The following is a 20,785-nucleotide window of genomic DNA, read 5'->3' as shown; positions in this document are numbered from 1 at the left end:
AGGAGGAGACCGCATGCCCGCCGAGCGGCTGACCGAGGAAGCGATCCGCACCTTCGCGGAGAACTGGTACGTGGCCCTGGACCAGCACCTTCCGCTGGACCGGGTGCTCCCGCTCATCACCGAGGACCTGGAGTTCAAGGTCCCCGAGGACACCTTCCTCGGACACCAGGGCTTCGGCCGCTGGTACGCGGCGGTCACGAACCGCTTCTTCGACGAGGTCCACACCGTCACCAAGGTGGAGCCCGTCATCGAGGGCGACCGGGCGATCGTCCGGGTCCTCGTCAACTGGCAGGCCAAGATCTGGGACCCGCCGGCCGCCCGCAGCCAGTGGCTCGGCTTCGACGCCGACCAGACCTGGACCGTCGTGGCCGGTCCCGACGGACCGCTGATCAAGCAGTACACCGTCAACGACCTGGCCCCGATGCCCGGTTCCGGCTCGCTCTGAGCGCGGACGCCGGCGAAGGAGAAGCGACGATGACCGAAGTGACACGGGAGCGGGTCGAGGCGGCGTACGCCGCCCTCGGCTCCGGCGACCGCGCCCGCATCCTCGAGTACTACTCCGAGGACCTGCGCTGGCTGGTGCCGGGCAACCACCCGCTGGCCGGCTGGTACGAGAGCCTGGACGCCTTCCTGGAGCTGATGGGGCAGACCCACAAGCTCACGGGCGGCACCTTCCGCATGGACATCCAGTCCGTCCTCGTCGGCGAGGACTGCAGCGCCGACGTCTGCCGCAACGTCGCCGTGCGCGACGGCGCGGATCAGGAGAGCCAGTCCCCGTACGAGCGGATGGACTACCCGGTCTTCCACTTCATGCGGTGGCGGGACGGCCGGATCGTCGAGGGCCGCGACGGGCTCTTCGGGGACTCGGCGACCGCCTTCAGCCAGTTCTGGGCGCCGTTCGCGCCCGACGGAACCCGCCGGGACCGATAGGGGGAGGAGCGCGATGAGCGCTGTGGACGCACGACAGATCCTTGAGAAGTACTACGAGTACGCCAACGCCGGGGACTGGGACCGCTGGTGCGACCTGTTCGCCGACGACCAGGTCATGGACGAGCAGCTCGCCGGACACATCGAGGGCCTGGAGGTCCTGCGCTCGATGATGAAGGGCATGGGGACGATGTACCGCGTCTTCCAGAACAAGCCCGTGCACTTCCTCGTCGACGGGGAGAAGGCCGCGGCCGTCTCCCACCTCAGCGCCGTCAGCGCCTCCGGCGAGGCGATCGAGGCCGAGGTCATGAACTTCTTCCGGATCGTGGACGGAAAGATCGCCTACATGGCGAACTACCACGACACCGTCCCCTTCCAGGTGCTGAGCCAGGGCTGAGGGGGGCCGACTCGTGGCGATCGCCGAGAGAGAAGAGTACGACTACGTCATCGTGGGGTCCGGCACCGCGGGCAGCGTCCTCGCGAACCGGCTCTCCGCAGACCCGGACGTCTCCGTCCTGGTCCTGGAGGCGGGCGGCAACCGCATCCCGCCCGAGGTGGACGACCCGTCCTCCTGGTACAAGCTGCTCGGCGGGCCGGTCGACTGGGGCTACACCAGCGTCCCGCAGCCCGGGCTCGACGGCCGCCGTACGTACGAACCGCGCGGCAAGGCCCCCGGCGGCAGCAGCAACCTGTACATCATGATGCACATCCGGGGCCACGCCTCGGACTTCGACAACTGGGCCTACCAGGGCGCCGCCGGCTGGGGGTACGAGGACGTCCTGCCGTACTTCGCCCTCCTGGAGGGCCAGGAGGACGCCACTGCGCCCACCACCGGCACCCGCGGCCCGCAGCGCATCACCAACGCCGGGCAGCACGGCCCCAACCCGGTCTCCCGCGCCTTCATCGACGCGGCCGTCGAACTCGGCCACCAGGAGATCGCCGACTTCAACACCGACGGGCCCCGGCGCGGCCTCTTCGGCACCGGCTGGCACCACATCGACGTGGCCGACGGGCGCCGCCAGGGCACCCTCGCCTCCTATCTGGAGCCGGCGCTGGAGCGCGCCAACCTGACCCTGCGCACCAGCGCCCAGAGCACCCGGCTGCTGTTCGACGGCGACACCTGCACGGGCGTCGAGTACCTGCAGCTCGCCCCGCCCGCCGAGTTCCCCGGCCGGACCGTGCGCGACGGCCACAGCGCCACCGCGGAACCCGGGCTGCACTCCGTACGGGCCCGCCGGGAGGTGATCGTGGCGGCCGGGGCGATCGAGTCCCCGAAGCTGCTGCTGCTCTCCGGCATCGGGAACCCCGAGCAGCTGGGCGAGCACGGCATCGAGACGGTCGCGGCCCTGCCCGGGGTCGGCGAGAACTTCCACAACCACGTCCTGACCGGGCTGATGGCCGAGGTCACCCAGGAACTCCCGCCGCCGGCGCAGAACCTGTCGGAGAGCGCTCTGTTCCTCGCGTCGCAGCCCGGCCTGCTCGCGCCCGACCTGCAGATCGCCTTCGTCCACGTGCCGTTCGACGTGATCGTCGGCAAGGACCACCCGAACACGGTGAGCATCCTGCCCGGTGTCGTACGGCCCGTCTCGCGCGGCTGGATCAGGCTCGCGAGCGCCGATCCGCTGGCGCACCCGCTGATCAACCCGAACTACCTGGGCGACCGGTGGGACCTGGAGCGGATGGTGCAGGGCATCAAGCTGGCCCGGGAGATCTTCGCGACCTCGGCGTTCTCGCCCTGGTACAAGCAGGAGCTCCAGCCCGGTCCCGGCTACGGCTCCGACGAGGACCTGCGGACCTTCGCGAAGCAGAAGTCCGAGAGCTACCACCACCAGGCCGGCTCCTGCCGCATGGGCATCGACGACCTCTCGGTCGTCGACCCCGAGCTGCGGGTCCACGGCGTACGCAACCTGCGCGTCGTCGACGCCAGCGTGATGCCCGCGGTCCCGTCGGGCAACTGCCACACCGCCATCGCGATGATCGCCGAGCGCGCGGCGGACTTCCTGAGGGGGGTGTCCCGTGCCTGACGCCGTACTGCGCGAGGGTGCGCTGAGCGGGACCCGGATCGCGGTCCTGGTCGAGAGCGACTTCTACGAGCCGGAGATCTTCTATTACCAGCACCGGTTCGCCGAGGAGGGCGCCGAGGTCGACTTCCTGACCCGGCTGTGGGGCAACGACTCCATCACCTTCTCCGGGCACGAGTACCGGGCGCCGTTCACCGCCGACAAGTCCCTGGAGGGGCTGAGCGACGAGGACCTGCGCCGGTACGCGGCGATCATCGTGCCCTCGGGCATGGTGGCCGACCGGCTGCGCTACACCGAGGACGTCGACGTCCTCGCGCCGGCGACCGAACTGCTGCGCCGGGCCTTCGAGGAGCCGACGGTCCTCAAGGGGATCATCTGCCACGGCATGTGGCTGGCCGCCTCGATCCCGGACAAGATCCAGGGCCGGAAGGTGGTCTGCCACAACAACCTCATCGGCGACGTCCGGAACATGGGCGCCGAGTACGTCAACGAGGACGTCGTGGTCGACGGGGACCTGGTCACCGGCCGCACCGGCGCCCACCACCACCTGTTCGCCCGCCGGATCATCGAGCTGATCGCGGCGGGGCGGGGCCGGGGGGCCGTCTGATGGCCGGGATGGTCTGGTCGCACGTGGGCCTGAACTGCACGGACCAGAAGACCACCGAGGAGTTCTACACCCGGTACTTCGGCTTCACCCGGGCCAGGGTGGTCGATCTCGGAGAGTCCCAGATCGTGTTCCTGCGCCGCGGGGACGCGTACCTGGAGCTCTTCGCGGCCGACACCGAACCGGCCCGCCGGGCGCACGACGACGGGCCGCAGGCCCCGGGCCGGATGCGCCACCTGGCCTTTCAGACCGACAGCGTGGACGCGTTCCTGGCCGAGCTGGGCGACGCGGCCGAAGTGACCCTGGGCCCGCTGGACTTCGACGACTTCATCTGCGGCTGGCGGACCGTGTGGGTCCGCGATCCCGACGGGGTGATCGTCGAGGTCAGCCAGGGATTCGAGGACGACCGCTCACACGACAAGGACGGTGCATGACATGGCGGACGCCGTGAGCTTCTCCTTCTCCGACACCATCGCGGGCTATGTCGGCCGCTTCGACTCCGAGTCCCGCCTGCTGCGGCTGAAGACCGCGGACGGCCGCGAGTTCGACGTGTCCCTCGCCGGGGACCCGAGCGCCGAGCTGGTCCGCAACCTGGACGAGCCGTACATCGACGCCTCCGGGCACATCGACGAGATGCTCTCGCCGGGCCGGTTCCTCTTCGTCTACGGCGTCCACTACCCGGAGCACGGGGGCCGCTTCGAGGCGAAGCGCCTGGTGTTCCTCGGCCGCGGCGCCGAGGACTACCGGTTCGAGGAGGCCAGCTGGTGGGTCAAGCAGATCGAGTCGCTGGCCGACTTCTACATCCGGGCGCAGTTCGGCGACGGGCCGGTGGACTTCACCGAGTACCGCACCGAGATCCGGCTCGGCGGCGACAAGACCGCCAGCCACGTCCAGGAGACCGACACGATCTCCCGCCTGGTCTACGGCATGGCCTCGGCCTACCTGCTGACTGGCAAGGACGAGTACCTCGAGGTCGCCGAGCGCGGTACCGAGTACCTGCGCAAGCACATGCGGGTCGTGGACAGCGAGGAGGACGTGGTCTTCTGGTACCACGGCATCAGCGTCGACGGGGACAGCGAGCGCAAGCTGTTCACCTCGGAGTTCTCCGACGACTACGACGCGATCCCGATGTACGAGCAGATCTACGCGCTGGCCGGCCCGATCCAGACGTACCGCGTCACCGGTGACATCCGGATCAAGAACGACGCCGACGCCACGATCCGGCTGTTCGACAAGTTCTTCAAGGACCCGGAGCAGGGCGGCTACTACTCGCACATCGACCCGATCCTGTTCAGCGCGGACCACGAGTCCCTCGGCGAGAACGCCGAGCGCAAGAACTGGAACTCGGTCGGCGACCACGCGCCCGCGTACCTGATCAACCTGTACCTGGCGACCGGCGACCAGAGGTACGCCGACTTCCTCGAGTACACCTTCGACACCATCGCGGACAAGTTCCCGGACTACAAGAACAGCCCGTTCGTCCAGGAGCGCTTCTTCCGAGACTGGTCGCACGACACCGCGCACAGCTGGCAGCAGAATCGCGCGGTCGTCGGGCACAACCTGAAGATCGCCTGGAACCTGATGCGGATGAACTCGCTGAAGGCCAAGCCGGCGTACGAGGAGCTCGCCAAGAAGATCGGCGAGATCATGCCGGCCGTCGGCAGCGACGTCCAGCGCGGCGGCTGGTACGACGTCGTGGAGCGTGTGAAGGGCGGGGACCAGGAGGCGTATCGTTTCGCCTGGCACGACCGCAAGGCCTGGTGGCAGCAGGAGCAGGCGATCCTCGCCTACCTCATCCTGAACGGCACGGTCGGCGGCGACGCCTTCCTGCGCGAGGCCCGGCAGGCGGAGGCCTTCTACAACACGTTCTTCCTCGACCACGACGAGGGAGCCGTCTACTTCAACGTGCTCGCCAGCGGTATGCCGTACCTGCTCGGCACGGAGCGGCTCAAGGGCAGCCACTCGATGTCCATGTACCACTCGGCGGAGCTCTGCTACCTGTCCGCCGTCTACAACAACCTGCTCATCAACGGGCGGGAAATGGACTTCCACTTCAAGCCCGACCCGACCAACCTGCCCGACCGCGTGCTGCGCGTCTCGCCCGACCTGCTGCCCGCGGGCTCGGTGCAGATCGCGTCCGTCGAGATCGACGAGAAGCCGTACCGGGACTTCGACGCCGACGGTCTCACCGTCCGGCTGCCCGACGTCCAGGGGCGGGTCAAGGTCAAGGTCCGGCTGCGCCCGGTGACTTCATAGCGCTCAACGGGGGGCGCCCCGACAAGAGGGGAAAGCAATGTCTCTGAACGTCAAGGAACGCCGCAACAAGGGCGGTACCGTTCTCGTCGCCACCGGCGAGATCAACAGCGAGACCTCCGGACAGCTGCTGCAGGCCCTGCTGCCGCTGGTCCGCGAGGGCCGGCCGCTGCGCATCGACCTCACGGCCGTCACGTACGTCTCCAGCGCGGGCCTGCGCACCCTGCTCGTCGTCTACCGCGAGGCCCAGCACGCCGGGGTCGCGGTCACCCTGTACGGGGTGAGCGAGGAAGTCCGGTTCGTCATGTCGGCCACCGGCTTCCTCGACTTCTTCGAGACCGGCGAGGCGGCGGCCGCGGAGTCCAAGTCCAAGACGGCACTGAAGGCCGCTCCCATGCAAGACGTGGTCGCGCGATGACCGAGGCCCAGTCCGAGCAGGTCCTGCGCGTCGACGCGTACCCGACCCACGAAGTGGGCGGGTACCGCGTCCGCGCGGGCAAGCCGTTCCCGTTCGGGGCCAACGTGGTCCCCGGCGGGGTCAGTTTCTCCGTCTTCTCCGACCAGGCGACCTCCATGACCCTGGTCATCTTCAAGCGCGGAGAGCCCGAGCCGATGGCCGAGCTGGAATTCCCCGAGGAGTTCCGCACCGGCAGCGTCTTCGCCATGACGGTCTTCGGCCTCGACCACGAGAACATCGAGTACGGGTACCGGGCCGACGGCCCGTACGACCCGGTCACCGGCCACCGCTTCGACGCCCGGCAGATCCTCTCCGACCCGTACGCCCGGCTGATCGCCGGCCGCGACGTGTGGGGCGTGGAGCCGGACCGCAGCCGCGGCTACCAGTACCGCTCGCGCGTCTGCCTCCAGGACTTCGACTGGGGCGACGACACGCCGCTGCGGCTCCCCGCCGAGGACCTCGTCGTGTACGAGACCCACGTGCGCGGCTTCACCCGGCACCCGTCCTCGCAGGTCACCGCCCCCGGCACCTTCGCGGGGCTGCGGGAGAAGATCCCGTACCTGAAGGAGCTCGGGATCAACTGCATCGAGCTGCTCCCGGTGTTCGAGTTCGACGAGAGCGACAACATGCGCTCCAACCCGGAGACGGGCGAGCACCTCTTCGACTACTGGGGCTACAACACCGTCTCGTTCTTCGCGCCCAAGGCCGGCTACGCGGCCACCGGACGCTACGGGATGCAGGGCGACGAGTTCCGCACCCTGATCAAGGACCTGCACGCGGCCGGCATCGAGGTCATCCTCGACGTCGTCTTCAACCACACCGCCGAGGGCAACGAGCAGGGCCCGACGATCTCCTTCAAGGGGCTCGACAACGCCACGTACTACATGCTCACGCCCGAGGGGTACTACTTCAACTTCAGCGGCACGGGCAACACGGTCAACTGCAACCACCCCGTCGTGCGCAACTTCGTGCTCGACTGCCTGCGCCACTGGGTCGCCGACTACCACATCGACGGCTTCCGCTTCGACCTCGCGGCCATCCTCGGCCGGGCCCTGGACGGCACTCCGCTGCCCAACCCGCCGCTGCTGGAGCTGCTCGCCTTCGACCCGGTCCTGCGGCACACCAAGCTCATCGCCGAGGCCTGGGACGCCGGCGGCCTCTACGAGGTCGGCAACTTCCCGGCGTACGGCCGCTGGGCCGAGTGGAACGGGAAGTACCGCGACACCGTGCGCAGCTTCCTCAAGGGCGACCCCGGGGTGACCGGGGAGCTCGCCACCCGGATCGCCGGCTCGCCCGACCTGTACTCCAGCCGCGGCACCTCCGCCTCGGTCAACTTCCTCACCGCCCACGACGGTTTCACCCTGGCCGACCTCGTCTCGTACAACGACAAGCACAACGAGGCGAACGGCGAGGGCAACAACGACGGCGGCAACGACAACGCCAGCTGGAACTGCGGGGCCGAGGGGCCGACCGACGACCCCGAGATCAACCGGCTGCGGCTGCGGCAGATGAAGAACGCCCTGGCCATCCTCTTCACCAGCCAGGGCATCCCGATGCTGCTGGCCGGGGACGAGGTCGCACGCACCCAGCAGGGCAACAACAACACGTACTGCCAGGACAACGAGCTGTCCTGGTTCGACTGGACCCAGGTCGACGACAACGCCGAACTGCTCCGGTTCACCCGGGAGATGATCGCGTTCCGCGGGCACCACCGCGAGCTGCGCTCCACCTCCCACCCCACCGGACAGGTCCGCGAGAGCCTCGGACTGCCGGACATCAGCTGGCACGGCGAGCGGGCCTGGCAGCCCGACTGGTCTGCGGAGAGCCGGCTGCTGGCGGTGGCCCGCTGCGGCACCGGGGACGACGACGTGGTGTACGTGGCCATGAACTCGCACTGGGAGCCGCACGACCTGGAGCTGCCCGCGCTGCCGCACGGGCGCAGCTGGCACCTGTTCGCGGACACCGGGGCAGAGGCCCCGCACGACATCCGCACCCCGGGCGGCGAGCCCGAGCTGGAGAACGCCGGGAAGTATCTGATCGGTCCGCGCTCGGTCGTGATCCTGGTCGGCCGGACGCCCGATCCCGAGCTCTAGCCGACACCTGCCCTGACCCAACGCTCCCACCGTACGGCCGAAGGAGACCTCACATGCCGCTTTCCGTGTCCCTGAGCATCGAGGGCGACACCACCGTGATCGAGCTGGCGGGCGAGCTGGACGCCAAGACCGCGCCGGACTTCCACCAGACCATCGAGAAGGCCGCCGGGCACGGCACCGGCACGGTCGAGATCAGGATGGCCGGTGTCGGCTACATGGCCAGCGCCGGACTGCGGTCCCTGGTCTTCGCCCAGCAGAAGGTGGCGGACCACGTGACCATCAAGGTGGTCGGCGCGATCGAGCCCGTGTCCCGGACCATCCGGACGGCCGGGCTGGACCGCAGCATCGTGCTCTCCGATGAGTGAATCGCATGAGTGACATGGTCGAACTGGCGAGGACGCCCGCCGAACTGGAGGTGCCCGCCACCGTGGGGGCACTGGGCGACATCGCCTCGTTCGTCCTGCGGCTGGCCGGCCGGGCGGCCCTGGACAAGGGCGCCGCGTACCGGATCCGGCTGGCCGTGGACGAGCTGGCCACGAACATCGTGATGCACGGGTACCGGGGCGGCGACGGACGGATCACCGTCCGCGGCCGCTCCGGTCCCGGCCGGGTGCAGATCTCCATAGCGGACTCCGCACCGGCCTTCGACCCCGTCGAGGGCTGCCTGCCCCCCGCCCCCGGGACTCCCCCCGAGCGGCGGAGGGTCGGCGGACTCGGCATCCACCTGGCGCTGACCAGCGTGGACGAATTCCGCTACGAACGCAGGGACGGCCGCAACATCAGCACACTGACTGTGAAGGCTGAGGGGACGGACCCATGCCCTCCACGACCGTGATCATCCTCGACGAGTACCCGCCGCCACCGCCCGAGCTGTTCGACGCGCTGCGGTCGATGGACGCGGAACTCGTCGCCCGCACCCTGACGGAGCTGCACACCGGCCCGCTGGAGGAGCTGCCCGCCGCCGACGTGCTGCTCGCCCCGGCCGAGGCCGACGGGGAGTCCGTGCGCCTCGCGGTACGGCGGCTGCGCCGCTGGGGCGGGGCCCCCATCGTGGTCGTCTGGACGGTGACGGAGTTCGCCGCCCTGGAGGAGCACGTCCGGCTCGGCCACGACTACCTCGTACCGCCCTTCCTGCCCGCCCTCGTCGGGGCCCGGCTGCACAGCTGCTCGGAGCGCGCCGGACTCGGCCGCACCCTGCGCGAAGCCGATGCCCGCGCCGAACTCATGGGGTACGAGAAGGAGTTGGAGATCGGCCGGGAGATCCAGGCCGGCTTCCTGCCCGAATCGCTGCCGGTCCCCGAAGGCTGGGAGATCGACGTCCGGTTCCGGCCCGCCCGGCAGGTCGCCGGGGACTTCTACGACGTCTTCGAGATCTCCCGCGGCCGCCGCCTCGCCTTCGTCGTCGCCGACGTCTGCGACAAGGGGGTCGGCGCCGCGCTGTTCATGGCGCTCATCCGCTCGCTGCTGCGGCACACCGCGGAGAACAGCGGACTGCAGCACCTGGTGGCCGCAGGGCGGGCCGGCGGAAGCCGGCGGGTCCCGGTGGTCGGCGCGACACCGCTGCTCAACGCGGTCACCGCCACCAACGGCTACCTGACCCGCAACCACCTGAGACAGGGCTACTTCGCCACCCTGTTCTTCGGCGTGCTCGACCCGCTGACCGGCAGCCTCGTGTACATCAACGGGGGCCACAACGCGCCGCTGCTGCTGCGCGCCGAAGGCGGCGACCCGCTCGCCCTGGAGGTCACCGGGCCGGCCGTCGGGGTCCTGCCGGACTGTGTGTACACCCTCGGCTACGCCCAACTGAACCCCGGAGACACCCTCTTCGCGTTCACGGACGGAGTGCCCGAGGCCCGCTGTCCGGCCGGCAGCTTCCTCGGTGACGAGCGGATGCTGGAGCTGCTCGCCGGCCCCCCGGTGAGCGGCAGGGAGGTGGTCGACCGGATGGACACCGCCGTGCGGGAACACACGGGCACGGCCGAACAGCACGACGACGTCACCATGCTGGCCCTGCACCGGCCACGTGCGGCGCGGGGGCCGCACGGAGACCGGCCCTCGGCGGCCCGTACGGCGGTGGCCTGATGACCCGGACCATCGTGGTGCACTCGCACCGCGGCGGCACCGGCAAGTCCTCGGTACTGGCGAACCTGGCCCTGCTCATCGCGGGCGAGGGGCGCCGGGTGGGGGTGGTCGACACGGACATCCAGTCGCCCACCCTGGACCTGCTCTTCCGGCTCGGCCCGGGGCCCTCCCTGGCCGACTACCTGCTCGGGCGCTGCGAGATCGAGGCCGCGGCCCAACAGACCGGCGTGCCCGGCCTGTACGTCGTACCGGCCCGGACCGGGACGGCGGCGCTGCGCGAGCTCATGACGAGCGGCTACGACGTGGGGATGCTGCCGGAAGGCTTCGACCGGCTGGCCGAGCACTACGCGCTCGACGTGCTGCTGCTCGACACCCACGCCGGGCTCAACAACGAGTCGGTGACCGCCATGGCGAGCGCCGACGTACTGATGATCATGGCTCGGGCCGACCGGATCGACCTCTCCGGAGTCGAGGAGACGATCGCCCTGGCCGGGCGGCTGCCCTGCCGCCGGACCCTGGTCATGAGCATGGCCCCCGAGGGCATCGACGGGGAAACGATCCGCCGGCGTTGCGAGGAGGTGTACGGCTCCCCCCTGGCCGGAATCCTTCCGTATGTGCCGGAAATGGCCGCCCTGTGCGGTGAACGCATATTCGCCGAAGCTCATCCCGACCACCCCCTGGTCGGTGAATTCCGCACCATCATCTCCGCGTTGGACGCACCTCACGAAGTATCGCGCGCCTGACGCTCCCCCCCTTACGCCCCCTGCAGGGGGCGTGTTGAATCGGCAGCGATTCCAGAACAAGGAGAGAAGTCATGAAGATTCTCGTCGTCATGACGGCCAAGGCAACCCTCCACCTGTTGGACGGGGAACAGCACCCCTCGGGATTCTGGGCCGAGGAATTCGTCGTTCCCTTTACCCTCTTCAAGGCCGCAGGCCACACCGTGGACGTGGCGACGATCGGGGGCCAGGCCCCCACGGTCGACCAGACCAGCATCGACCCCCAGTTCCTCCGGTGGGTACGCCCCCAGGGCTCGCCGGACGAGGACGCGGCCAACGCCGCCGAGTACGTCAGAGTCATAGAGAACACCCCCCAGCTCCAGAACCCCCTCGCAGTGGAATCCCTCACCGAGAAGGACATCGCCGACTACGACGGCATCTACGTCAGCGGCGGCCACGGCGCGATCGGGGACCTGCCCAAGTCCGACGAGCTCGCCCAGGTCCTGCGGTGGGCCATCGCCGCGGACAAACCGCTCGCCACCGTCTGCCACGGCCACACCTCGCTGCTCGCCCTGCGCGACGGCGAAGGCCACTGGCCGTTCGAGGGCTACCGGATGACGGCCTTCTCGCACAGCGAGGAGATGGTCACCAACATGGCCGGCCGGCTCCCGCTGATCCTCGAGGCGGAGCTCACCCGGCTCGGCGCGCGCTACGAGAAGGCCGAGGCGATCTGGGACTCGCACGTGGTCGTGGACCGCAAGCTCACCACCGGCCAGAACCCGTACTCCTCCAAGGCCCTTGCCGAGACGTTCCTGACACAGCTCGCCAAGGGATAGAACCCCCGCATCCGACACCGGAAGGCAGCCATGACCAAGCGCGCGCTCAGCGACCAGCCCTTGGCCAACCCCGGGAAGCTGTTCATCGGCGGCACATGGGTCTCGGCCCAGGACGGCCGTACCGAGCCGGACATCAGCCCCGTGGACGGACAGGAGATCGTACCGGTGGCCCAGGCCACCGCCGCCGACGCGGACGCCGCCGTGGCGGCCGCCCGCCAGGCGTACGAGGAAGGTCCCTGGAGCAGACTGTCCGCCCAGGAACGCGCGCTGCGGCTGAACCGGGTCGGTGAGCTCATCGAGCGCGACCTGGAGGAGATCGCCCTGCTGGAGACGGTGGACATGGGCAAGCCGTTCGCCTTCTCCAGCACGGTCGACGCCCCCATGGCCGCGCAGCTCATGCACTACTACGCCGGCGCCGTGACCCGCGTCGACGGCTCCTCGCGGGCCCCGGCCGGCGGGCAGCTCGCGTACACCCTGCGCGAGCCGCTGGGCGTGGTCTGCGCGATCACCCCGTTCAACTTCCCGCTGCTGCTGTCGATGACGAAGATCGCACCGGCGCTGGCGGCGGGCAACACGGTCGTCCACAAGCCCTCCCCGGCCACCCCGCTCACCGCGCTGAAGATCGCCGAGCTCTTCCAGGAGGCGGAGATCCCGGACGGCGTGCTGAACGTCATCACGGGTCCGGGCGTGGAACTGGGTGAGACCCTCACCGGCCACCCCGACATCGACAAGATCGCCTTCACCGGCTCCACCTCGGTCGGCCAGACGATCATCCGCAAGGCGGCGGGCACCCTGAAGAAGGTGACGATGGAGCTCGGCGGCAAGTCCGCCAACATCGTCTTCGCCGACGCCGACCTGGACGCCGCCGAGGAGCTCGCCTTCTTCGGCATCTACTACAACAAGGGCGAGATCTGCACCGCCGGCTCCCGGCTGCTGCTCCAGCGCCCCATCCACGACGAGCTGGTCGAGCGCCTGGTGCGGCGGGCCGCCGCCCTCAAGCCCGGCGACCCGCGCGACCCGGAGACCCTGTTCGGGCCGCTGGCCCACCGCGGCCAGTTCGAGAAGGTCAGCTCGTACATCGAGATCGGCGAGAAGGAAGGCGCCGTCCTGCGCACCGGCGGCACCGGCTGGACCCCCGAGGGGGCCTCCAGCCAGGGCCTGTACTTCCTGCCGACCATCTTCACCGGCGTCGACAACAGCATGCGGATCGCCCAGGAGGAGATCTTCGGGCCCGTCCTGTCGATCATCCCCTTCGACACCGAGGACGACGCGATCCGGATCGCGAACGACAGCGCGTACGGCCTCGCGGCCGGCGTCCACACCAAGGACCTGCGGCGCGCCCACCGGGTGGCCTCGCAGATCAAGGCCGGCACGGTCTGGGTGAATTGCTACAACCAGTACGACCCCTCCGTGCCGTACGGCGGCTACAAGGCCTCCGGATACGGGCGCGAGTGCGGACCGGAATCCCTCGAGAGCTACACCCAGACCAAGTCGGTCTGGATCGGCATGGACTGAGCGATCGACTGACGCGCGGCCGAGCAACTGACGCGCGACCGATCGACTGACCGAGTAGGAGCGGCAATGCGCACAGGCATCATCGGCACCGGGCGGATCGGTTCCACCCTCGCGCGGATCCTGGTGGCGGCCGGGCACGAGGTCTTATTGGCCAACGCCCGCGGCCCCCGGTCCATCGGCCCGTTATTGGCCGAACTGGGTCCGGCGGCCTCGGCGGCGCACCCCGCCGAGGTCGCCGACCAGGCCGAACTGCTGGTGCTGATGGTGCCTTACGCGAGCATCCGCGGGCTCCTCCCGCCCGCAGCCGTACAGGACAAGGTGCTGGTCGACGCCACGAACGCGTTCGGCGGCGCGGGCGCACCCGCGGATCTGGGCGACCGCAGTTCCAGCGAACTGGTCGCCGAGTGGTATCCCGGCGCCCGCGTCGTGAAATCCCTGAACACCATGCATTTCGAGACTCTTGCCGTCGCCGGTACCGCGGGGGGCGAACGCCTGGCCCATTTCACGGCGGGCGACGACGAGAAGGCAAAGGAAATCGTCGCGGGAATCATCACGGATCTGGGATTCGCCCCCGTCGACACCGGCTCGCTGCACTCCGGAGGAATTCTCCAGCAGCCCGGCGGGCCCCTTTTCAACCGGCCGCTCACGGAAGCGCAGGCGCTGGCATGGATATCTCACTGAACGTGAACGGAAGACCCGAGCAGTTCTCGGCCGAGCCGAACGAACTGCTGGTGGAACGACTCCGTGACGGCCTCGGGCTGACCGGCACCAAGGTCGGCTGCGACACCGGCCAGTGCGGCACCTGCGTCGTCCGGCTCGACGGCCGGTCCGTCAAGAGCTGCCTGATCCTCACCGCGTCGGCGGCCGGCTCCCGGGTGACCACCATCGAGGGCGTCACCGAGCGGGGCGGCGAACTCACCGGCCTCCAGGAGGCCCTGCGCCAGGAGCACGGTACCCAGTGCGGGTTCTGCACCCCCGGCATGGTGATGGCCCTCGGCGAGCTCGTCGAGAACACCGCCGACCGCGAGGCGCCCACCGAGCCCGAGATCCGCGAGTGGCTCACCGGCAACCTGTGCCGCTGCACGGGCTACCACAGCGTCGTACGGGGTGTGCAGCGCGCCTGCTCCGCCGCTCGGGCCGAGATCCCCGAGGAGATCAGCGAGGACGCCGCCGTCTCCGCGTCCGCCGCGTCCGGATCCGCGTCCGCGTCCACGTCCGGCAAGGAGGTGTGAGGGAGATGACCGCAGTGACGGGGGAGGTTCCCCTCCAGGGATCGGGCGTGCTCGGTCAGCCGCTGGACAGCCGCGAGGATCCGCAGCTGCTGCGCGGCGAGGCCACGTACGTGGCCGACATCGACCTCCCGGGCACCGCCCACATGGCGATCCTCGGCAGCCCGGTGGCCCACGCGAAGATCCTCTCCATCGAGACCAAGGCGGCCGAGCAGCTGCCGGGCGTGCTGAAGGTGGCCACGGCGGCCGACTTCACCGACGTCATGCCGCTGCCCTGCATCTGGATACCCGGCGGGGTCGAGAGCCACTTCCCGCCCCACCCCTACGGACTTCCCGGCGCCCGCCCGGTCCTGACCGGCGACACCGTCCGGCACGTCGGCGACCCGATCGCCGTGGTCGTCGCCGAAACACCGCGCCAGGCCGCCGCCGCGCTGGCCGCCATCGCCGTCGAGTACGAACCGCTGCCCGTGGTCACCCGGGCCGACGCCGCACTCGCCGAGGGCGCGCCCCAGCTGCACGAGGCCGTACCGGGCAACCTGAACGCGTACTGGACCTGCGGCGACAAGGACCGCACCGACGCGGCCATCGCCGAGGCCGAGGTCACCGTCGAGCTCGACCTGGTGAACCAGCGCACCATCAACAGCCCCATCGAGCCCCGCGGAGCGGTCGGCGACTACAACGCCGCCACCGACGAGTACACGCTCTACGCCTCCACCCAGGGCCCGCACAACCACCGCTTCCTGCTCTCCGCGCTGGTCCTCGGCATCCCGTTCAACAAGCTCCGGGTGATCGCCCCGACCGTCGGCGGCAGCTTCGGCACCAAGGGCTACCTCTACCCCGACATGGCGCTGGTCCTGCTGCTCTCCAAGGCGCTCGGCCGGCCCGTCAAATGGGTCGACACCCGCACCGGCCTGATGAACTCCACCGTCCAGGGCCGCGACCACCGCCAGCACGTGGTGCTCGCCGGCACCCGCGACGGCCGCATCACGGGCCTGCGCGCCACCAGCTACGCCAACCTCGGCGCGTACCCCTCCACCATCGGCCCCGGTGTCGCCACCGCCCTGATGGGCCGCTCCATCAGCGGCATGTACGACATCCCCGCCGCCTTCTGCGAGGTCTACGCCGCCTTCACCAACACCGTCTCGCTCGGTGCCCAGCGCGGCAGCGGGCGCGCCGAGGCCGCCTTCCTGATGGAGCGGCTCGTCGACCGCTACGCCTCCGAGATCGGCATGGACCCGGCGGCCGTCCGGCGCATGAACCTGGTGCCGAAGGAGAAGTTCCCGTACGACAACGGCCTCGGCTGGACGTACGACTCCGGGGACTACCAGCTGAACTTCGACAAGGCGATGGAGCTGTCGGGCTACGCCGACATGCCCGCCCGCAAGGCCGAGGCCCGCACCCGCGGCAAGCGGCTCGGCGTCGGCCTCGCCACCTACGTGGCCATCTGCGGCGTCGGCCCCTCCACCCGGATGTCCAAGGAGGGCATGCTCGGCGGCACCTGGGAGAGCGCGAACATCCGCGTCCACCCGACCGGCGAGGTCACCGTCACCGTCGGCTCCGCCTCCACCGGCCAGAGCCACCACACGGTCTTCGCGCAGGTCGCCGCCGACGAGCTCGGCATCGACCCGTCCCTGATCCAGGTGTACGAGGGGGACACGCAGAAGGCCCCGTACGGGCAGGGCACCTACGGCTCGCGCTCCTACAGCATGGCCGCGCCCGCCGTCGCCCTGACCGCCCGCAAACTCAAGGCGAAGCTGATCAAGGCCGGGGCCGTGTTCCTCGGCATCCCCGAGGACAAGGTCGTCTACGAGGGCGGCAAGGTCCACGAAGAGGGCAACGCGGAGAACACCAAGACCTTCGCCGAGCTGGCGATGGCCATGTGGTACGGCTGGGGGCTGCCGCCGGAGATCGAGCCGGCCCTCGACGAGACCACCCACTTCGACCCGCCGGACTTCAACTACCCGTTCGGCACGCACGTCGCGGTCGTCGAGGTCGACGAACTCACCGGCGAGACCGAGGTGGTGGCGTACACCGCGGTCGACGACGCCGGCAACATCGGCAACCCGAAGATCGTCCTCGGCCAGATCGAGGGCAGCATCACGCACGGCCTCGGCCAGGCGCTGATGGAGGCCGCCGTCTACGACGAACAGGGCCTGCTCATCAGCTCCGACCTGACCACGTACGCCCTGCCGCGCGCCGCGGACGTGCCGTTCTTCACCCTCGACAAGACCACCACGCCCAGCCCGCACAACCCGCTGGGCGCCAAGGGCGCCGGCGAGATCGCCACCGTGCCGCCCGCCGCGGCCGTCGTCAACGCGGTCGTCGATGCCCTGTCCGACCTGGGCGTGCAGCACATCGACATGCCGCTCACCCCCGAGAAGGTCTGGCGCCGCCTGCGAGGAGAAGCCGAGTGATCCTCACCGAGTTCGACTACGTACGGCCCGTCGGCCTCGCCGAAGCGCTGACCCTGCTGTCCGGCACCCGGGGCGCCCGGGTGCTGGCCGGCGGCCAGAGCCTGCTGCCCGGGCTGCGCAGCGGGGAGGACACCGCCCGGCTCCTCGTCGACGTACGCCACCTCGAGGAGCTGCGCGGCATCGAGCGGACCGCCGACGGGATCCGGATCGGCGCGCTCACCACGCTCGCCCAGCTCGCCGCCCACCCGGCCGTCCTCGCCGAGGCACCCGAGGTGGCGGCCGCCGCCCGGGCCAACGGGGACCCCCAGGTCCGCAACCTCGGCACCGCCGGCGGGAACCTCGCCGCCGGGGGGCGCGCCACCGACCTGCCGGTCGCGGCCCTCGCCGCCGGCGCCCGGATCGAACTGGCCGGACCCGGCGGGCGGTCGACCGTGAGCGCCGAGGAGTTCACCGCCTCCGGGGTGCCCGACGGGGCCGTGGTCACCGCACTGCTGGTGCCCGCCGCCGGGCGGGCCGCCGCCTTCGAGAAGACCGCCGACCGGGCCACGCGCTACCCGGTCTGCGCCACCGCCGTACGGATCACCCCCGAGGGGCCGCGCATCGCGGTCACCGGGGCCACCGCCCGCCCGCTGCGGCTGCGCGGGGTCGAGGACCGGCTGCGCGGGGGCCCGTACACGACGGAGGCCGTGCTCGCGGCCTTCCGCGCCGAGCCCAGGGAGCTGTTCGTCCCCGGGCGCGGCACCTCGGCCGAGTACCTCGGCCACCTCGCGGGGGTGCTGACCGCCCGCGCGCTGCAGAGGGCAGACCAGGCCCTCGCCTGACCGCCCACCACGGGGGAGTTGACGCAGTGGCCGAATTGTCCAGGACGACCACGGGGGTACCGGCCGGCCCGGCCGCCCGAGCGGCGGCCGCGGCACCCAGAGGCTCCGGCTTCTGGGTGGTCGGGGCCGTCCTCGTCCTGCTGATGCTCTCCTCGTCCGTACCCTCCGCCCTCTACGTGCTCTACCAGGAGAGATGGGGCCTGTCCTCCGGCATGATCACGGTGGTCTTCGCGCTGTACGCGGTCACCGTGCTGATCGGGCTCCTGCTGTTCGGGTCCCTCTCGGACACACTGGGCCGGCGCCCCGTGCTGGCTGTCGGCCTGGTCCTGGCGATCGTCTCCATGGGGCTGTTCGCCGGGGCGCAGGGACTCGGGCTGCTGCTCGCCGCCCGCGCCGTGCAAGGGCTCGCGGTGGGCCTGGCCACCGGGGCGATGGGCGCCGCCCTGCTCGAACTCACCCCGCGCTCGCGGCCGGCGCTCGGCGCCCAGGTCAACAGCGCGGGGCCGACGGTGGGGATCGGGCTCGGCGGGATCGGGGCAGGGCTGCTCGTCCAGTACGCGCCGGCCCCGACCGTGCTCAGCTACCTGCTGCTGGTCGCCGCCTTCGCGGTCACGCTGGTGGGGGTGGTCCGGATGCGTGAGAGCGCTCCCGGCACCCGCTCCGGCGGCCGGTTGCGGATCAGCGCACGCCGGATCCACGTCCCGGCCGCCGTACGGGGCCGGTTCGCGATCCTCGTCCTGACCATCGTCGCCGTCTGGTCGGTCGGCGGCTTCTACCTCTCCCTCGGGCCGCACCTGGCCCTGTCCCTGCTCCAGAGCAGCAACTACCTCGTCGGCGGGGCCACCGTGGCCCTGCTCGCGGGCGCCGCCACCGCGGCGCAGCTGCTGCTGGGCCGTACCGAGGCCCTGCGCACCGCCGTCCTGGGCCTGTGCGGCCTGCTGGCCGGGCTCGGCCTCGTCCTGCTGGCGCTGGGCCTCGGCTCGGCGCCGGTGTTCCTCGTGGCCACGGCCGTCCTCGGCAGCGGCTGGGGTGCGGCGTTCCTCGGCTCGTTCCGGGCGCTGAGCGCGCTGGCCGAGCCGGCGCACCGCGGCGAACTGACCGCCGCCGTCTACGTCTTCGCGTACCTCGCGATGAGCGTGCCGGCGGTGCTCGCCGGAATGCTCACCAACATCCACGGACTGCACCGCACCTCGGTCGGCTTCATGGCCGCCGTCGCCGGGGTGTGCGCGCTGGCCCTGTTCGCCACGCTGCGGCTCGCCGCCCGCACCCGGGCCGAAGGGAGCACCACATGAAGGCTGCCGACATGAGCGCCGCCGAGCTGCGGTCGGCCCTCGTCGGGCTGGAGATCTTCGCCGGGCTCACCGAGGACCAGCTGGACTGGCTGACCTCCGTCTCCGAGCCCCGGGTGCTCGCCGACGGGGAGGTCCTCTTCCGGGACGGCGAGGAGGCCACCGGCTTCCACGTCCTGCTCGAGGGCGGCCTGGTCGTCACCAAGGTCGTCGACGGCCGGGAGGAGGTGCTGACCCGGCACTCCACCGAGGAGGAGAGCGCCGCCGCCGAGGAGCACGACGGAAAGCCCTCCGCCGCGCACCGCTTCACCGGCGAGCTGCCGCTGCTGACGGACGGCGCGTACGTGGCCACCGCCGCCGCGAGCGGGCCGGCGACCACCGTCGTCGCCTACCCGAAGCCGGTGTTCTTCGAGATGCTGACCCGCTGCCACGGCGTGGCGGCCGTCCTGATCCCGGTGCTGGCCTGGCGGATCAAGTCCTCCGAGGTGCAGGCTCGCAAGCGGGCCACCGTCGAGGCGCTGGGCACCCTGGCCGCCGGCCTCGCGCACGAGCTGAACAACCCGGCGGCCGCCGTGGCCCGGGCCGCCCAGGAACTGGCACCGGCCCTGGAGGGGCTCACCCGGACCGCCCAGGCCTGGGGCGCCGCCGCGACGGGCGCGGAGCGCTCCGTCTTCGACCGGCTGGCCGAGGAGCTCGACAAGCTGCCGCCGCCGGTCACCACCGATCCGCTCGCCCAGGCCGACGCCGAGGAGGAGATCGCCGACTGGGCCGAGGAGGCGGGCACCGAACGGCCCGGGCTGCTCGGCTCGGGGATCTCGGACCTCGGGCTGGAGCTGGGCTGGCTGCTGGAGCGCCTGGAAGGGGTCGGGGAGCCGGCCCTGCCCGCGGCCCTGGACCACCTGGCGGCCCTGCTGGAGATCCGCTCGCTCGCCGCGGAACTGCGCGCGGCCGGTCCGAGGATCTCCCAACTGGTCGCCGCCACCCGGGATTACGCCAATCTCGACCGGGCACCAGAACAGCGTTTCGCGGTGGCCGACGGGATCGAGAACACGCTGGTCGTGCTGCGTGCCAAGCTCGCCGGCATCACCATCGTGCGTGAGTACGAGCCCGGCCTTCCCGAACTGACGGGCTATCCGAGCGAGTTGAACCAGGTGTGGACCAACCTGGTCGACAACTCGGCCGAGGCCATGGAGGGCGCCGGCACGCTCACCCTGCGGGTCCGTGCCGAGGGCGTCTGCCTGGTCGTGGAGATCGCCGACACCGGGCGGGGCATCCCCGAGGACTCCCTTCCGCGGATCTTCGAACCCTTCTACACGACCAAGGACGTGGGGAAGGGCACGGGGCTCGGACTGCACCTCAGCTACCGCATCGTGACCCAGCGCCACCACGGATCGATCACCGCCCGCTCGCGTCCCGGCGAGACCCGGATGGTCGTACGGCTGCCGCTCACCGCGGCCGCCGCCTGCGCCGAAACACCTGATCAACCCACCTCCACCCGCTCCACCACCAGTTGAAAGAATGGAGT

21 protein-coding genes are annotated in these 20,785 nt (G+C 70.7%); all 21 read left to right on the top strand.

The window, feature by feature from the left end; translation table 11 throughout:
- Positions 1 to 13: 13 nt before the first annotated feature.
- The 21 genes from ACZ49B_RS09435 to ACZ49B_RS09335 all read left to right on the top strand — a co-directional run bounded on the left by ACZ49B_RS09435 (position 14) and on the right by ACZ49B_RS09335 (position 20,774).
- Entirely contained in the window at positions 14 to 445 is a 432-nt protein-coding gene (locus ACZ49B_RS09435; protein WP_053788935.1) for a nuclear transport factor 2 family protein, read from the top strand.
- Between the two features lie 29 nt (positions 446 to 474).
- The gene (locus ACZ49B_RS09430; RefSeq protein ID WP_468302417.1) at positions 475 to 930 is read left to right on the top strand and encodes a nuclear transport factor 2 family protein; all 456 of its coding nucleotides are present in this window, start codon (positions 475 to 477) and stop codon (positions 928 to 930) included.
- Positions 931 to 943: 13 nt separating this feature from the next.
- Complete coding sequence (locus ACZ49B_RS09425; RefSeq protein ID WP_266668937.1) at positions 944 to 1,324, top strand: nuclear transport factor 2 family protein; 381 nt, start codon at positions 944 to 946, stop codon at positions 1,322 to 1,324.
- Positions 1,325 to 1,337: 13 nt separating this feature from the next.
- Positions 1,338 to 2,951 carry a GMC family oxidoreductase gene (locus ACZ49B_RS09420; protein WP_468302413.1) on the top strand — a complete coding sequence of 538 codons (1,614 nt, stop codon included), beginning with the start codon at positions 1,338 to 1,340 and terminating at the stop codon, positions 2,949 to 2,951.
- Positions 2,944 to 3,555: a DJ-1/PfpI family protein gene (locus ACZ49B_RS09415; RefSeq protein ID WP_468302410.1), complete on the top strand. Its 612-nt coding sequence runs from the start codon at positions 2,944 to 2,946 to the stop codon at positions 3,553 to 3,555. The genes ACZ49B_RS09420 and ACZ49B_RS09415 overlap by 8 nt, the downstream gene beginning before the upstream one ends.
- A complete protein-coding gene (locus ACZ49B_RS09410) occupies positions 3,555 to 3,986 on the top strand; it encodes a VOC family protein (protein ID WP_468302407.1) in 432 nt (143 codons plus the stop codon). The genes ACZ49B_RS09415 and ACZ49B_RS09410 overlap by 1 nt, the downstream gene beginning before the upstream one ends.
- A 1-nt stretch (position 3,987) precedes the next feature.
- Positions 3,988 to 5,808, top strand: coding sequence for an AGE family epimerase/isomerase (locus ACZ49B_RS09405; RefSeq protein ID WP_468302404.1), 1,821 nt, complete (start codon positions 3,988 to 3,990; stop codon positions 5,806 to 5,808).
- Positions 5,809 to 5,845: 37 nt separating this feature from the next.
- Positions 5,846 to 6,223, top strand: a complete 378-nt coding sequence (locus ACZ49B_RS09400; RefSeq protein WP_051832763.1) for an STAS domain-containing protein — start codon at positions 5,846 to 5,848, stop codon at positions 6,221 to 6,223.
- Positions 6,220 to 8,355 carry a glycogen debranching protein GlgX gene (gene glgX / locus ACZ49B_RS09395; protein WP_468302400.1) on the top strand — a complete coding sequence of 712 codons (2,136 nt, stop codon included), beginning with the start codon at positions 6,220 to 6,222 and terminating at the stop codon, positions 8,353 to 8,355. The genes ACZ49B_RS09400 and glgX overlap by 4 nt, the downstream gene beginning before the upstream one ends.
- 53 nt (positions 8,356 to 8,408) lie before the next feature.
- Positions 8,409 to 8,720, top strand: coding sequence for an STAS domain-containing protein (locus ACZ49B_RS09390; protein ID WP_266668944.1), 312 nt, complete (start codon positions 8,409 to 8,411; stop codon positions 8,718 to 8,720).
- A 5-nt stretch (positions 8,721 to 8,725) separates the two neighbouring features.
- Entirely contained in the window at positions 8,726 to 9,190 is a 465-nt protein-coding gene (locus tag ACZ49B_RS09385) for an ATP-binding protein (protein WP_468302396.1), read from the top strand.
- Positions 9,172 to 10,437, top strand: a complete 1,266-nt coding sequence (locus ACZ49B_RS09380) for a PP2C family protein-serine/threonine phosphatase (RefSeq protein ID WP_468302393.1) — start codon at positions 9,172 to 9,174, stop codon at positions 10,435 to 10,437. The genes ACZ49B_RS09385 and ACZ49B_RS09380 overlap by 19 nt, the downstream gene beginning before the upstream one ends.
- On the top strand, positions 10,437 to 11,180 hold the full coding sequence (locus ACZ49B_RS09375; protein WP_468302390.1) for a MinD/ParA family ATP-binding protein: 744 nt from the start codon (positions 10,437 to 10,439) through the stop codon (positions 11,178 to 11,180). Before ACZ49B_RS09380 ends, ACZ49B_RS09375 begins: the two co-directional genes overlap by 1 nt.
- A 71-nt stretch (positions 11,181 to 11,251) precedes the next feature.
- Positions 11,252 to 11,992, top strand: a complete 741-nt coding sequence (locus tag ACZ49B_RS09370; protein WP_468302387.1) for a type 1 glutamine amidotransferase domain-containing protein — start codon at positions 11,252 to 11,254, stop codon at positions 11,990 to 11,992.
- A 30-nt stretch (positions 11,993 to 12,022) separates the two neighbouring features.
- On the top strand, positions 12,023 to 13,507 hold the full coding sequence (locus tag ACZ49B_RS09365) for an aldehyde dehydrogenase family protein (protein ID WP_468302384.1): 1,485 nt from the start codon (positions 12,023 to 12,025) through the stop codon (positions 13,505 to 13,507).
- 66 nt (positions 13,508 to 13,573) lie between these two features.
- Positions 13,574 to 14,188 carry an NADPH-dependent F420 reductase gene (locus tag ACZ49B_RS09360; protein WP_468302381.1) on the top strand — a complete coding sequence of 205 codons (615 nt, stop codon included), beginning with the start codon at positions 13,574 to 13,576 and terminating at the stop codon, positions 14,186 to 14,188.
- Positions 14,173 to 14,739, top strand: coding sequence for a (2Fe-2S)-binding protein (locus tag ACZ49B_RS09355; protein ID WP_468302378.1), 567 nt, complete (start codon positions 14,173 to 14,175; stop codon positions 14,737 to 14,739). Before ACZ49B_RS09360 ends, ACZ49B_RS09355 begins: the two co-directional genes overlap by 16 nt.
- A gap of 5 nt (positions 14,740 to 14,744) precedes the next feature.
- Positions 14,745 to 17,150, top strand: coding sequence for a xanthine dehydrogenase family protein molybdopterin-binding subunit (locus ACZ49B_RS09350; protein WP_468302376.1), 2,406 nt, complete (start codon positions 14,745 to 14,747; stop codon positions 17,148 to 17,150).
- On the top strand, positions 17,147 to 17,971 hold the full coding sequence (locus tag ACZ49B_RS09345) for an FAD binding domain-containing protein (RefSeq protein WP_468302373.1): 825 nt from the start codon (positions 17,147 to 17,149) through the stop codon (positions 17,969 to 17,971). Before ACZ49B_RS09350 ends, ACZ49B_RS09345 begins: the two co-directional genes overlap by 4 nt.
- A gap of 26 nt (positions 17,972 to 17,997) precedes the next feature.
- A complete protein-coding gene (locus ACZ49B_RS09340) occupies positions 17,998 to 19,263 on the top strand; it encodes an MFS transporter (protein WP_468302371.1) in 1,266 nt (421 codons plus the stop codon).
- Positions 19,260 to 20,774, top strand: coding sequence for an ATP-binding protein (locus tag ACZ49B_RS09335; RefSeq protein ID WP_468302369.1), 1,515 nt, complete (start codon positions 19,260 to 19,262; stop codon positions 20,772 to 20,774). The genes ACZ49B_RS09340 and ACZ49B_RS09335 overlap by 4 nt, the downstream gene beginning before the upstream one ends.
- Positions 20,775 to 20,785: the final 11 nt, after the last annotated feature.

Source organism: Streptomyces sp. NPDC031132 (genome assembly GCF_055570595.1).
This window is presented reverse-complemented; position numbering and strand designations above follow the sequence as displayed.

What these genes read in the sequence shown, in the direction of transcription:
- ACZ49B_RS09435 (WP_053788935.1), top strand. Translation starts at nt 14, where the DNA reads ATGCCCGCCGAGCGGCTGACCGAGGAAGCGATCCGCACCTTCGCGGAG.
- ACZ49B_RS09430 (WP_468302417.1), top strand. Translation starts at nt 475, where the DNA reads ATGACCGAAGTGACACGGGAGCGGGTCGAGGCGGCGTACGCCGCCCTC.
- ACZ49B_RS09425 (WP_266668937.1), top strand. Translation starts at nt 944, where the DNA reads ATGAGCGCTGTGGACGCACGACAGATCCTTGAGAAGTACTACGAGTAC.
- ACZ49B_RS09410 (WP_468302407.1), top strand. Translation starts at nt 3,555, where the DNA reads ATGGCCGGGATGGTCTGGTCGCACGTGGGCCTGAACTGCACGGACCAG.
- ACZ49B_RS09405 (WP_468302404.1), top strand. Translation starts at nt 3,988, where the DNA reads ATGGCGGACGCCGTGAGCTTCTCCTTCTCCGACACCATCGCGGGCTAT.
- ACZ49B_RS09400 (WP_051832763.1), top strand. Translation starts at nt 5,846, where the DNA reads ATGTCTCTGAACGTCAAGGAACGCCGCAACAAGGGCGGTACCGTTCTC.
- glgX (WP_468302400.1), top strand. Translation starts at nt 6,220, where the DNA reads ATGACCGAGGCCCAGTCCGAGCAGGTCCTGCGCGTCGACGCGTACCCG.
- ACZ49B_RS09390 (WP_266668944.1), top strand. Translation starts at nt 8,409, where the DNA reads ATGCCGCTTTCCGTGTCCCTGAGCATCGAGGGCGACACCACCGTGATC.
- ACZ49B_RS09385 (WP_468302396.1), top strand. Translation starts at nt 8,726, where the DNA reads ATGAGTGACATGGTCGAACTGGCGAGGACGCCCGCCGAACTGGAGGTG.
- ACZ49B_RS09380 (WP_468302393.1), top strand. Translation starts at nt 9,172, where the DNA reads ATGCCCTCCACGACCGTGATCATCCTCGACGAGTACCCGCCGCCACCG.
- ACZ49B_RS09375 (WP_468302390.1), top strand. Translation starts at nt 10,437, where the DNA reads ATGACCCGGACCATCGTGGTGCACTCGCACCGCGGCGGCACCGGCAAG.
- ACZ49B_RS09370 (WP_468302387.1), top strand. Translation starts at nt 11,252, where the DNA reads ATGAAGATTCTCGTCGTCATGACGGCCAAGGCAACCCTCCACCTGTTG.
- ACZ49B_RS09365 (WP_468302384.1), top strand. Translation starts at nt 12,023, where the DNA reads ATGACCAAGCGCGCGCTCAGCGACCAGCCCTTGGCCAACCCCGGGAAG.
- ACZ49B_RS09360 (WP_468302381.1), top strand. Translation starts at nt 13,574, where the DNA reads ATGCGCACAGGCATCATCGGCACCGGGCGGATCGGTTCCACCCTCGCG.
- ACZ49B_RS09355 (WP_468302378.1), top strand. Translation starts at nt 14,173, where the DNA reads ATGGATATCTCACTGAACGTGAACGGAAGACCCGAGCAGTTCTCGGCC.
- ACZ49B_RS09350 (WP_468302376.1), top strand. Translation starts at nt 14,745, where the DNA reads ATGACCGCAGTGACGGGGGAGGTTCCCCTCCAGGGATCGGGCGTGCTC.
- ACZ49B_RS09335 (WP_468302369.1), top strand. Translation starts at nt 19,260, where the DNA reads ATGAAGGCTGCCGACATGAGCGCCGCCGAGCTGCGGTCGGCCCTCGTC.